The organism is Nocardioides panacihumi, assembly GCF_039530925.1.
Lineage (GTDB): Bacteria > Actinomycetota > Actinomycetes > Propionibacteriales > Nocardioidaceae > Nocardioides > Nocardioides panacihumi.
The window spans coordinates 827,787-838,925 of the sequence record NZ_BAAAPB010000002.1 but is presented as its reverse complement, the minus strand read 5'-3'; the positions used below and the strand labels follow the sequence as shown (position 1 = coordinate 838,925).

12 protein-coding genes and 1 riboswitch are annotated in these 11,139 nt (G+C 71.9%); of the genes, 11 read left to right on the top strand and 1 reads right to left on the bottom strand.

Going from position 1 to position 11,139, the window contains the following annotated elements:
• The first annotated feature begins 20 nt into the window (after positions 1–20).
• The 9 genes from ABD205_RS13255 to ABD205_RS13215 all read left to right on the top strand — a co-directional run bounded on the left by ABD205_RS13255 (position 21) and on the right by ABD205_RS13215 (position 8,491).
• Positions 21–1,214, top strand: coding sequence for an NAD(P)-binding domain-containing protein (locus tag ABD205_RS13255; RefSeq protein ID WP_344045368.1), 1,194 nt, complete (start codon positions 21–23; stop codon positions 1,212–1,214).
• An 80-nt stretch (positions 1,215–1,294) separates the two neighbouring features.
• Positions 1,295–2,455, top strand: coding sequence for a carboxylate-amine ligase (locus tag ABD205_RS13250; RefSeq protein WP_344045366.1), 1,161 nt, complete (start codon positions 1,295–1,297; stop codon positions 2,453–2,455).
• A 53-nt stretch (positions 2,456–2,508) separates the two neighbouring features.
• Positions 2,509–3,432: an ATP-dependent DNA ligase gene (locus tag ABD205_RS13245; RefSeq protein ID WP_344045364.1), complete on the top strand. Its 924-nt coding sequence runs from the start codon at positions 2,509–2,511 to the stop codon at positions 3,430–3,432.
• Positions 3,432–4,127 carry a L,D-transpeptidase family protein gene (locus ABD205_RS13240; protein WP_344045362.1) on the top strand — a complete coding sequence of 232 codons (696 nt, stop codon included), beginning with the start codon at positions 3,432–3,434 and terminating at the stop codon, positions 4,125–4,127. The genes ABD205_RS13245 and ABD205_RS13240 overlap by 1 nt, the downstream gene beginning before the upstream one ends.
• Before the next feature lie 7 nt (positions 4,128–4,134).
• Positions 4,135–5,037, top strand: a complete 903-nt coding sequence (gene ligD, locus ABD205_RS13235; protein ID WP_344045360.1) for a non-homologous end-joining DNA ligase — start codon at positions 4,135–4,137, stop codon at positions 5,035–5,037.
• Positions 5,038–5,151: 114 nt separating this feature from the next.
• A complete protein-coding gene (locus ABD205_RS13230) occupies positions 5,152–5,709 on the top strand; it encodes a S24/S26 family peptidase (protein ID WP_344045358.1) in 558 nt (185 codons plus the stop codon).
• Between the two features lie 55 nt (positions 5,710–5,764).
• A complete protein-coding gene (locus ABD205_RS13225) occupies positions 5,765–6,451 on the top strand; it encodes a response regulator transcription factor (RefSeq protein ID WP_344045356.1) in 687 nt (228 codons plus the stop codon).
• Between the two features lie 6 nt (positions 6,452–6,457).
• Positions 6,458–7,681, top strand: a complete 1,224-nt coding sequence (locus ABD205_RS13220) for a HAMP domain-containing protein (protein ID WP_344045354.1) — start codon at positions 6,458–6,460, stop codon at positions 7,679–7,681.
• Positions 7,682–7,705: 24 nt separating this feature from the next.
• The gene (locus ABD205_RS13215) at positions 7,706–8,491 is read left to right on the top strand and encodes an HAD-IIA family hydrolase (protein WP_344045352.1); all 786 of its coding nucleotides are present in this window, start codon (positions 7,706–7,708) and stop codon (positions 8,489–8,491) included.
• 5 nt (positions 8,492–8,496) lie between these two features.
• On the opposite strand, the gene ABD205_RS13210 is transcribed toward ABD205_RS13215, so the two are convergent.
• Entirely contained in the window at positions 8,497–9,252 is a 756-nt protein-coding gene (locus ABD205_RS13210; protein ID WP_344045350.1) for an SDR family NAD(P)-dependent oxidoreductase, read from the bottom strand.
• A 100-nt stretch (positions 9,253–9,352) separates the two neighbouring features.
• On the opposite strand from ABD205_RS13210, the gene ABD205_RS13205 reads away from it, so the two are divergent.
• Positions 9,353–9,937, top strand: a complete 585-nt coding sequence (locus ABD205_RS13205; RefSeq protein WP_344045348.1) for a TetR/AcrR family transcriptional regulator — start codon at positions 9,353–9,355, stop codon at positions 9,935–9,937.
• A 190-nt stretch (positions 9,938–10,127) separates the two neighbouring features.
• Positions 10,128–10,296: riboswitch (cyclic di-AMP (ydaO/yuaA leader) on the top strand.
• A gap of 3 nt (positions 10,297–10,299) precedes the next feature.
• On the top strand, positions 10,300–10,950 hold the full coding sequence (locus tag ABD205_RS13200; RefSeq protein WP_344045346.1) for a C40 family peptidase: 651 nt from the start codon (positions 10,300–10,302) through the stop codon (positions 10,948–10,950).
• Positions 10,951–11,139: the final 189 nt, after the last annotated feature.

Sequence of the window (11,139 nt, the reverse complement as noted above, 5' to 3'; positions counted from 1 at the left end):
ATCCGGGCGCACCATGAAGGATGGATGTGGTCGTGGTCGGGGCGGGACAGGCCGGGCTCGCCGTCAGCAACGCGCTCGAGACACGTGGAGTGGAGCATGTCGTGCTCGAGGCCGAACGGATCGCGAGCTCGTGGCGGGGACGCTGGGACGGGTTCACGCTCGTCACGCCGAACTGGACGCTCGCGCTCCCCGGGGCGCCGTATGACGGCGACGACCCGGAGGGGCACGTCGGCCGGGACCTGATCGTCGACTACCTCGAGGCGTACGCCGACGCGCACGCGGGGGAGATCCGTGCCGGCGTGCGCGTCGAGCGGATCACGGCAGGCCATGCGGGCCGGTTCCTGCTGGACACCTCCGAGGGGCCGTTGACCTGCGACCGGGTCGTGGTGTGCACGGGTGCCTACCGCCGGGTGCACCGGCCGTCGGTCGCAGGTGCCCTCCCCGCCCACGTCACGGTGCTCGACACGACGTCCTACCGGGCCCCCGGCGATCTCGCCGAGGCAGGAGTGCTGATCGTCGGAAGCGGGCAGAGCGGTGTGCAGCTGGCCGAGGAGATCCACGCGAGCGGGCGCCCGGTCACCCTCGCGTGCGGACGGGCGCCCTGGCTCCCGCGTCGAGCAGGAGGCCGGGACATCGTGACCTGGCTGGAGCGGACCTCCTACTTCGAGAAGACGCTCGCCGACCTGCCGGACCCGACGTGGCGGCTCGCGCCGAACGCCCAGCTCACAGGGGCCCGAGGCGGCCACGACCTGCACCTGCGCACGCTGCAGCGGCAGGGCGTCACGCTCGCGGGTCGACTCACCGGCGTCCGGGATGGACACGCCACCTTCGCCGACGACCTCAGCGAGTCGGTCGACTTCGGCGATCGCTGGTACGCCGACGTTCGCCGCCTTCTGGCGACCGAGCTCGGCCCGGACGCACCGGCGCTGCCCGTGCCGGAGCCCTTCCACGCCGAACCTCGGACCGAGCTCGATCTCGCTGGCGTGGCCACGGTGATCTTCACCTGCGGCTTCCGACCCGACCATGCTCGCTGGATCGAGTTCCCGGTCTTCGACGAGCTCGGGTTCCCCGTCGTCGACGACGATCTGGCGACATCCGTCCCGGGACTGTTCTTCTGCGGTGTGCACCTCCTACGCAACCGCCGCTCCTCGCTGATGTGGGGCGTCGGAGCGGATGCCGCCATCGTCGCCGAGACGCTCGCGCGGCGCCGCTGACGCCGCGCACCCGGCCCGTATCGGGTGATTCGGCCCTGCGCCTCTGGCCGGATCGCGCTCGCCCACGCATGATGACCGGCATGGGACACCTGGTGCCGGTGACCGTTCCGCCGTTTCGTCCGGGGGGCGCCTTCACCGTCGGCGCGGAGGACGAGGTGATCCTCACCGCGCCCGACGGCGGGCCGAGGGCGGTCGGTGCCGCGGAGACGATCAGGAGGCTGCGCGGGGCCACGGACCCGCCGTTCGCGGTGTCGCCCGAGCTGTTCGCCAACGAGATCGAGTTCGCGACGCCGGTCTGCGCGGACGCGGACGCCGTCGTCCGCTCGCTGTCGCAGTCGCGGCGCTCGCTCGTGGGCATCGGCCAGTCGGCGGTGGCCGTCGGCGTCCACCCGACGGCGGGCCTCGGCGAGTTCCAGGTGTCGGCGGGGGCGCGCTACGCGGCGCTCGGCGACGAGCTGGCGGGTTTCCTCAGGACGCCCACGGCCGCGTTCCAGGTCCACGTCGGGATGCCCGACCCGGTCACCCTGGTGGCCGTCTTCCGCCTGCTCCGCAACAGGCTGGCCATGCTGCGCGGCCTCTCCGCCGGCTCGCCCTTCTGGCACGGCCGCGACTCCGGGCTCGCGTCCGCCCGGGGCGCCATCCACCGGTCGTACCCCAGGACGGAGACGCCCCCGGTGCTGCGGAGCTATGAGGACTACCAGGCGCTCGCGAGCGAGCAGATCGCCGCAGCCGAGGCGCCCGACCACACGTACGTGTGGTGGGACCTGCGACCGCACCCTCGCTTCGGCACCGTCGAGGTCAGGGTGATGGACGCCCAGTGCTCGCTCGAGAGGGCCGCCGGGCTCATCACGCTGATCCAGGGGCTCGCCATCGCCGCCGCCGAGAGCCCGCCGGAGGAGGACCTGCCGACCGCCGTCCTCGAGGAGAACGACTTCCGCGCGGTCAGGTACGGGGTGGACGCCCGCATCGTCGACGTGGACGGACGGGTGCGTCCGTTGCGCTCCATCGCGCTCGAGGCCATCGACAGCGCCCGCGACGCTGTGCGCCAGGTGGCGTCGTCGGCGCCGCTGGAGGACCTCGCCGGGCGCCTGTTCTGCGAGTCCGAGTGCGATCGCCTGCGTCGGCTCCACGCCACCGGCGGGATGGCGTCCGTGCTCGCCGACCTGCAGCGCAGAACGGTCACCGCCGTCGGCGAGCCGCAGTCCTCCCCGGAGGAGTCCAGCCCGGGGGAGACCGGCTGAGGCTCGGCCCGTGCGGCGGTCCCTGCGACAGGCCCGTGCGACAGGATGGCCCCATGCGTCCCATGCTCGCGTCGCCCGGCGACCACGTGCCCAGCGGCGACGCGTGGACGCACGAGGTGAAGTGGGACGGTGTCCGGATGCTCGGTGACGTCTCCACCGGCGGGACGCTGCTCACGACGCGCAACGAGAACGTCGCCACCACCGCCTGGCCGGACGTCACGGCGGTCGGCCCGGAGCGCGACCTCCTCGTGGACGGCGAGATCATCGGGCTGAACGCCGAGGGACTGCCGGACTTCCGCACGCTGGGGGAGCGCATCCACGTCCGCGGGGCGGCGGCCGCGCGTCTCGCGACACGGGTGCCGGCGACGTACATGGTCTTCGACCTCCTCCGGCTCGACGGCCGGATGCTGCTCGACCGCACGCTCGCCGAGCGCCGGGAGCTGCTGCAGCAGGTCGACCTCGGCGGCTGGCAGGTCCCCGCGTCGTACGACGACGGGGCGATGCTGTTCGACGCGACCAGGCAGCAGGGGCTGGAGGGGATCGTCAGCAAGCGGCTCGACTCGACGTACCGTCCCGGCGAGCGGACCCACGCGTGGCGCAAGTTCCCGCACCGCTTCCGCGGGTCGTTCGTCGTCGGCGGCTGGCGGCCGCAGACCGGCACGACCGACCGGCTCGGGGCGCTGCTGGTCGGCGAGGTGACGCCTGCGGGGCTGGTGTTCCGGGGGCGCGTCGGCAGTGGCATCGGCCCCCGTGAGAGCGCTCCGCTCAAGGCCCTGCTCTCGCCGGGGGCGGACTGCCCGTTCGTCGACGAGGTGCCCCGGCTCGACGCAGTGGGTACTCACTGGGTCGAGCCGCTCGTGGTCGTCGACGTGGACACCCACGGACGTCCGCCGAGACCGGGCCAGGACGGGCGGCTCCGACAGCCCTCCTACCAGGGCGTGAGGACCGACCTGAGCCCGGCGGATCTGGAGACCTGATGCGACTCATCGCTGCGGCGGCCGTCCTGCTGCCGGCACTGCTCATCGGCCTGCTGACGGTGCCCGCCGACGCGGCCAGCGTCCGGCTCGACGGCGTCACCGTCCGGCTGCGACCCGGCACCAGCCAGGTCGTGACGGCCAACCGCACCCACGGCTACCACGCCCGTGTGACGCTCTGGGTGCGCGAGCACGGTCGCTGGACCAAGCGCTTCTCGACCAGCGACGGCCGGATCGGCTACGGCGGGCTCAGCCGCTCCACCCAGCGTCACCAGGGCGACGGCACGACGCCGGCCGGCACGTTCGACCTGCCGTTCGCCTTCGGGACCCACCACCGCCGTCCCGGCTGGGACATGGCCTACCACCGGATCCGCTCGGGGGACTACTGGGTCGGCGACAACTCCTCGCGCTTCTACAACAAGCTGCGCAACAAGGCCGCGGGCGGCTTCCGCTGGTGGCTGCCCGAGAGTGACGACAACGGCTCCGAGCGGCTGCTGGCACATCGCTCGCAGTACGAGTACGCCTTCGCCACGGGCTTCAACGCCGAGCAGGTGAGGCATCGCGGCTTCGCCATCTTCCTGCACGTCAACGGAAGGGGGGCGACCGCCGGCTGCGTGAGCGCACCGCGCTCGTTCCTGCAGATGCTCTACCGCCGCCTGTCGCCCCAGCACCACCCCGTGATCGCGATCGGCGCATGATCACCCCATGAGTGAGGATGTCCGGGTCGCCGTCGACGGCCGCACCCTCCGGCTGAGCAACCTCGACAAGGTGCTCTTCCCCCGCACCGGCACGACGAAGGGCGAGGTCCTCGACTACTACGCCCGCATCTCGCCGGTGCTGCTGCCGCACCTGCACGGCCGCGCGGTCACCCGGATCCGCTGGCCGCACGGCGTGGCCGAGGGCAGCTTCTTCGAGAAGAACGTCCCGGCCGGCACGCCGGGCTGGGTCCGCACGGTCACCGTGCCGACCACCGGCTCGCGCACGGCGAGCAAGCAGGACGGCACGCTCACCTTCCCGCTGGTCGAGGACCTCGCCACGCTGACGTGGCTGGTCAACCTGGCGGCCCTGGAGCTGCACGTGCACCAGTGGACGGTCGACGAGGACGCGCGACCGCAGGGCGCCAGCCGGGTCGTCATCGACCTCGACCCCGGCGAGCCGGCCGGGCTGCACGAGTGCTGCACGGTCGCGCTGATGGTGCGCGAGCGGCTCGACGCGCGCGGCCTGTCGGCGTACGCGGTGACGAGCGGGAGCAAGGGCCTGCACCTGTACGCCGGCCTCGACGAGCCGCTGTCCAGCGACGAGACGACCGCGCTGGCCAAGGAGGTCGCCGAGGAGCTGCAGGCCGCCCACCCGAAGCTCGTGACCGCGACGATGACGAAGTCGCGTCGCGGCGGCAAGGTCTTCCTCGACTGGTCGCAGAACGCCGGGAGCAAGACGACCATCTCGCCGTACTCGCTGCGCGGCAAGGAGCGTCCCTATGTGGCCGCCCCCGTGACCTGGGACGAGGTGGAGGAGGGCGCGGCCGACCCGCTCGGGCTCGAGCAGATGACCTTCACCGAGGTCCTGGAGCGGGTCGAACGGCTCGGTGACGTGTTCGGCGTGGCCTAGTCGTCCGCGCCTTGGTCAGGCCGTGGATGTGGGGTGCTGGACGTCGGACGTCACGTAGACTGCGGGCCCGACGAGTTGTTGCACAGGGGGCTGTTGATCGCGAGGGAGGCCGCCATGGAGCTGACGCCCGTTCTTGCGCGGCCGTCGCTGATGGGGCGGTTGTGGCCACTCGTCGCCGTCGCCGTGTTCGCTCCGCTCGCCCTGCTCGTCGTGCTGCCGTCGGTCCTCGGCCTGCAGCGCTACGTCGTCACGAGCGATGCGCTGGGCAACAGCGTGCCGCGCGGCTCTCTGACCTTCGCCGAGAGCGTCCCGGCGCCGGACATCGAGGTCGGTGACGTGATCACCTTCCGGCCCCCGGGGACGCCGGCCGACGCGCCGTACGTCACCCGCCGGGTCGTCAGGGACACTCCGGACGGGATCCTGACCAGCGGCGACGGCACCGGGACCGACCCGTGGGTGCTCTCGCCGACGGGGCGTCACTCCCGCGTGGTCGCGCACATCCCGTACGTCGGCTACCCGTTCATCGCGGGCGTCCGGCCGACCATGTGGGTGATGCTCGTCAGCGTTCCGATGCTGGCCGTCCTGCTCGCCGTGGGCGCCGACGTCGGTCGCGCCCGCCAGCGTCGGCGCATCACCCGTCACCGGGACGAGCCGCCCGTCACCGATTCGTGACCCGGCTGTGGCATTCCGGTCTCACCGACGCGCGCCCTCACTTAACATTCCGGGCATGGCTCACAGCGTGCTGATCGTGGAGGACGAGGAGGACATCGCCTTCCCGTTGGTCCGCACCCTCGAGCGGGAGGGCTATCACGTCCAGCGGGTCGACACCGGCCAGGAGGCACTCGACCAGCTCGCCGCCCGACCGGCCGAGGTGATGATCCTCGACCTCGGCCTGCCCGACATGGATGGGCTCGACGTGTGCCGCAAGGCCCGCGAGAGCGGGTACGAGGGCGCGATCATGATCGTCACCGCCCGTGCGGGCGAGCTCGACCGCGTGGTCGGCCTGGACTACGGCGCCGACGACTACCTCGCCAAGCCGTTCGGCCTCGCCGAGCTGCAGGCCCGGGTGCGGGCGCTGCTGCGGCGCACCGTCGGCCACAACGGCGGCAGCCACCTGCCCGAGGGAGCGCTGCGCATCGATGCCGCGGCCCGTCGGGTGTTCGCCGGCGGCTCCGAGGTCGCGCTCACCGGCAAGGAGTTCGACGTCCTGAGCGTCCTGGCCGCGCAGCGCGACAAGGTCGTCTCCCGTGACCGCCTGATGGCCGAGGCGTGGGACGAGAACTGGTACGGCTCCACGAAGACCCTCGACGTCACGATCGGCCGTCTGCGCCAGAAGCTCGAGAACGCGGGCGTCACCGACAAGGTCGTCGCCGTCCGCGGCGTCGGCTTCCGCCTCGAGGGCGCCGATGTGTAGGGCACGATGCGCGAACGGCTGACCGTCGCGTTCATCCTTCTCGGGCTCGGACTCTGCACGCTCGGCTTCCTCGTGCGGACCTACTCGCTCGAGTCGACGATGGGACGGCACGAGACCAGGGAGATCCACGAGACGGCCTCCATCATCGCGACCGCGGTCAAGGCGCGCCACGATGCCGGGAAGCCGGTCGACCAGAGCTTCCTGGCGTCGATGATCGGGGAGGAGAAGCGGGTCGTCTTGCACTGGGACAACACGAACGAGCCCGACATCGTCGCCGAGGGCCTCGCCTTCACGGGCACGGGAGACCCGAGCCGGTCCAGTGACCTGTGGGCGGCCGAGGAGCTGCCGGGCGGCTACATCGAGGTGAGCCAGTCACGTGACGAGATCGGTCGCGTGCTGTTCGGGCCCAGCCGGGGCCTGATCGTCTTCTTCGGCGTGCTCGGGGTCATCGCCGGAGCTGTCGGCTACCTGTTCTCGCGGGCCCTCTCGCGGCCGTTCCGGAAGCTGGCCGACGCCGCCGGCGCCCTCGGCCGGGGTCGCTTCGACCTCGACCTGCCCCGGACCCGTGTGCCGGAGGCCAAGGAGATCGGCGATGCTCTGCGCACCAGCGCGGCGCAGCTCCAGGACCGGCTCGAGCAGGAGCATGCCTTCGCGGAAGAGGCCTCCCACCTGCTCCGCACCCCGCTCACGTCGCTGCGGCTCGAGCTCGACGACCTCGCACTGAGCGGCGAGATCGGGGCCGACGTGCGCCTCACCATCGAGCGCTGCGTGCAGCGCATCGACGAGCTCGACGCCGTCACCGGCGAGCTGGTCGGGATCGCTCGACGGCCGGGCGGGCGCGGCGTCGCGCTGCCCCTGCGCGAGCTCGCCACCACCTGCGCGCAGCGCTGGGCGGACGAGCTCGCGCACCACGACCGCGCGCTGACGGCCGCGGTGGAGGGCGACCTCGAGACGACGTACACGGCGGGGCCGCTGGAGCACATCCACGAGCTCCTGCTCGTCGACGTGCTGCACCGCAGCCGCGGCTCGGTCAGGCTCGTCTACGAGGCCACCGACAGCGGGGCGCTCAAGCTGCGGATCAGCGCGGCCGACGGGCCGCGCAGCCCGGTCCGGAGGAAGGGGCCAGACTCGACGTACCTCCGCGCGCGGGCCGTGGTGACGGCGCTCGGCGGGCGGGTCCAGGGCGAGTACCACGACCGTGGGCTCGACATCGTCCTGCCGCGTCGGTGACCCACTGACGGGCTCTGCGGCAGGATGTGCGCCATGACGCTGCGACCGGTGGAGACCTGGCTGACCGACATGGACGGCGTCCTGGTCCACGAAGAGGTGCCGATCCCCGGCGCCAAGGAGTTCATCGAGAAGCTCAAGGGCTCCGGCCGCCGCTTCCTCGTGCTCACCAACAACTCGATCTTCACGCCGCGCGACCTGCGCGCCCGGCTCCTCGGAAGCGGCATCGACGTGCCCGAGGAGGCGATCTGGACGTCGGCCCTCGCGACGGCACAGTTCATCGCCGACCAGCGCCCCGACGGCACGGCGTACGTCGTCGGCGAGGCGGGGCTGACCACTGCTCTGCACGACATCGGCTACGTGATGACCGACCGCGACCCCGACTACGTCGTGCTGGGGGAGACCCGCACCTACTCGTTCGAGGCGATCACCAAGGCGATCAGGCTGATCGCCGACGGCGCGCGGTTCATCGCGACCAACCCCGATGCGTCGGGTCCGTCGCACCAGGGGATGCTGCCCGCGACCGGCTCGGTCGCCGCGCTCATCTCGACGGCGACCGGCCGGACGCCGTACTTCATCGGCAAGCCGAACCCGCTGATGATGCGCTCCGCGCTCAACAGGATCGAGGCGCACTCGGAGACCACCGCGATGGTCGGCGACCGGATGGACACCGACATCGTCAGCGGCCTCGAGGCGGGTCTGCAGACCTGCCTGGTCCTCACGGGGTCGACCCGGCCGGGGCAGGTCGAGATGTTCCCCTACCGCCCCACCCGGGTCGTCGACTCGGTCGCGGACCTCGTCGACCTGGTCTGACGCGCCTACTGGGCGGCGTACCCACCGTCGACGAGGTGGTAGCTGCCGGTGATGAACGAGGCGGCGTCGGAGGCGAGGAACGCGACTAGGCTCGCGACCTCGTCGGGGTTGCCGAGGCGACCGAGCGCGTGCTTCTCGGCGAGGAACTGCTGCGCCGCCGCGTCGAGGTTCGCGTCGACCAGGGGCGTGTGGATGAAGCCCGGGCCGACTGCGGTGACGCGCACGCCGTCCGCCGCGTGCTCCAGTGCCGCGTTCTTGGTCAGGCCGAGCAGCCCGTGCTTGGTGGTGACGTACGCCGACGAGCCGGCGATGCCGACCGAGCCCAGCACCGAGGCCATGTTGACGATGGCCCCGCCGCCGTTCGCGGTGATCGCCGGGATCTGCGCGCGCATCCCGTAGAAGACGCCGTTGAGGTTGACCTCGATGACCGAGCGCCAGGAGTCGATCGGGTATTCGCCGACCGGGGCGTTGGCGCCGCCGATGCCGGCGTTGTTGACCGCGATCCGCAGGGGAGCGAGCTCCTCGGCGGCCGCGACCGCCGCAACGGCGATCTCCGGGTCGGACGCGTCGCCCACGAACGCCTTCGCCGTGCCGCCCGCTTCGACGATCTCGGCGACGACGGCGTCGGCGCTCTCCTGGCGGACGTCATGCACGAGGACGGACGCCCCGTTGGCGGCGAGCAGGAGTGCGACGGCCCGGCCGATGCCGGACCCACCGCCGGTGACGATCGCTGAACGTCCTGCGACGTCGTAGGTGGCCATGATGATTCTCCTTCCAGTTATCCGACGTTTGTCGGATCTATAACCTACAAACGTCGGATAGGCTCGGAATCTTCCCCGGGCCACTCAGGAGGGATCGCCGATGGACGCACGGCAGGTGCGCACCCGCGCGCGGCTGTACGCCGCGGTGCTGGCAGCGGCGCGCGACACGCCTGTGGCCGATCTGAGCGTGACGTCGTTGGCTCGGGCGGCCGGCGTGCACCGCTCCACGTTCTACGAGCACGCGGCCTCTCCGGGAGACCTGCTCCGGCAGGCACTGCTCGCCGACCTCGACGCGCTGCGCGCCGACCTGCTCAGCGCTCCTGAGGCCGACACCGACGAGGCCGTGACGGAGGCGACCAGGCGCGTGCTGGAGCACGTGCGCGAGCACGCGCCGATCTACCGACGCGGCCTCGGGCCCGACAGCGGGCCGGGCGGCCTGGACGGGATGCTCGGCGATCACTTCCTCGAGTCCAGCCGGCAGCTGCTGCGCGCCGGCCGGCTGCACCTGCCGCTCGACGTCGAGGGGCTTCCGGACGACGTGGTGTCCGACATCGCCGCGCGGTACGTCGCACGGGCGACCGTCGGGGTGATCCAGGGCTGGCTGGACCTGCCGGGCGAGCCTGATGTCGCGGTCTTCCAGACCCTGTACGCCGCGCTGCTCCCCGCGTGGTGGGTGCAGCAGTAGCCGTCCTGCAGTAGATGTGATCGGGGCCATGCGTCAAGCGTGCCTCGGCGCGTCGGCGTGTGACGCTCGTCACCAAGACGGTAAAATCCGCGCCGACGAGTTGGGTCGAAGGTGCCTCCTGCCTACCTTCGAGTAGTTGCACCAGCAACAACCGGCTCCGGTACACGCCGAGTCCTGCCCCGTTGGGAGCCGGTTCGAGTGACCGAGCACTCAGGGGCAGGAGCGGGGGAACCACTTCTTCACTGCGGCAGATCCATGGCCGCTCGGGGTGAAGCCCGCACGCTGACGTCAGCGCGCGGGCCGGGCACCTTCTAGCCCGAATCCGACAGCTCACCTCGCAGGCGTGGGAAGGAAATCCACGCATGCCCAACAACAGATCACTGCGCCCTGCCGTCAGAGCGCTCCTCGCCGCCGCGACCCTGTCTGCCGGCGCCCTGGCCCTCCCGGCCGGCGCGAGTGCGGCCACGTCCACCCCGTCCGCGGTCGTCCCGGCCGCCTACGCCAACTCCCTCTCGCTCCAGCGCGTCGCTGCCCGTCATGAGGCGCGCGCCGAGCGGCAGCGCATCCGGCGTGAGCGTCGCCGCGAACACCTCCGTCAGGTCCGCAAGCACCGTCGCGAGATGCGCCGCCACCGGGCCGAGATCCGTGGCCGCGAGACGCTGCACGCCTTCAAGGTCGGCCTGGACCAGAAGGGCGACCCCTACGTCTGGGGCGCCACCGGCCCGAACGCGTTCGACTGCTCCGGCCTGACGTCGTACGCCTACCACCGGTCCGGTCTCAGCCTGCCGCGGACCGCGGCGGCCCAGTCCGGCGCCGTCCGCCACATCCCGCGCTCGCAGCTGCACCGCGGTGACCTGGTGTTCTTCAGCTCGGGCGGTCACGTCTACCACGTCGGTCTGTTCGCCGGCCGGGAGCACGGCACCGACTACGTGCTGCACGCTCCTCGCCCGGGCGAGAGCGTCCGCACCGAGGCCATCTGGACCAGCAGCTGGTTCGCCGGCACCGTCCGCTGACGCCGAGTCGGCGCATCCTTGCGTCTGTGAGGGGTCGAGTCGGCGCGTCCTCGCGTCTCTGCCGGCTGTGCGCCGGCTCTTCCGTAGGCCCCGTCCGGAACTTCCGGGCGGGGCCTTCGGGTATTTCGGGTCCTGTATTTCGGGTCCTGCCGCGGCGGGTCGATGTGTCTCGCGGGAGCGGGCTCTGCA

Bases quoted from the DNA above. Each gene is read 5' to 3' on its own strand.
- ABD205_RS13200 (WP_344045346.1), top strand. From the start codon at position 10,300: ATGCCCAACAACAGATCACTGCGCCCTGCCGTCAGAGCGCTCCTCGCC.
- ABD205_RS13215 (WP_344045352.1), top strand. From the start codon at position 7,706: ATGTGCGCCATGACGCTGCGACCGGTGGAGACCTGGCTGACCGACATG.
- ABD205_RS13220 (WP_344045354.1), top strand. From the start codon at position 6,458: ATGCGCGAACGGCTGACCGTCGCGTTCATCCTTCTCGGGCTCGGACTC.
- ABD205_RS13245 (WP_344045364.1), top strand. From the start codon at position 2,509: ATGCGTCCCATGCTCGCGTCGCCCGGCGACCACGTGCCCAGCGGCGAC.
- ABD205_RS13225 (WP_344045356.1), top strand. From the start codon at position 5,765: ATGGCTCACAGCGTGCTGATCGTGGAGGACGAGGAGGACATCGCCTTC.
- ligD (WP_344045360.1), top strand. From the start codon at position 4,135: ATGAGTGAGGATGTCCGGGTCGCCGTCGACGGCCGCACCCTCCGGCTG.
- ABD205_RS13240 (WP_344045362.1), top strand. From the start codon at position 3,432: ATGCGACTCATCGCTGCGGCGGCCGTCCTGCTGCCGGCACTGCTCATC.
- ABD205_RS13205 (WP_344045348.1), top strand. From the start codon at position 9,353: ATGGACGCACGGCAGGTGCGCACCCGCGCGCGGCTGTACGCCGCGGTG.
- ABD205_RS13250 (WP_344045366.1), top strand. From the start codon at position 1,295: ATGGGACACCTGGTGCCGGTGACCGTTCCGCCGTTTCGTCCGGGGGGC.
- ABD205_RS13255 (WP_344045368.1), top strand. From the start codon at position 21: ATGGATGTGGTCGTGGTCGGGGCGGGACAGGCCGGGCTCGCCGTCAGC.
- ABD205_RS13210 (WP_344045350.1), bottom strand. From the start codon at position 9,252: ATGGCCACCTACGACGTCGCAGGACGTTCAGCGATCGTCACCGGCGGT.
- ABD205_RS13230 (WP_344045358.1), top strand. From the start codon at position 5,152: ATGGAGCTGACGCCCGTTCTTGCGCGGCCGTCGCTGATGGGGCGGTTG.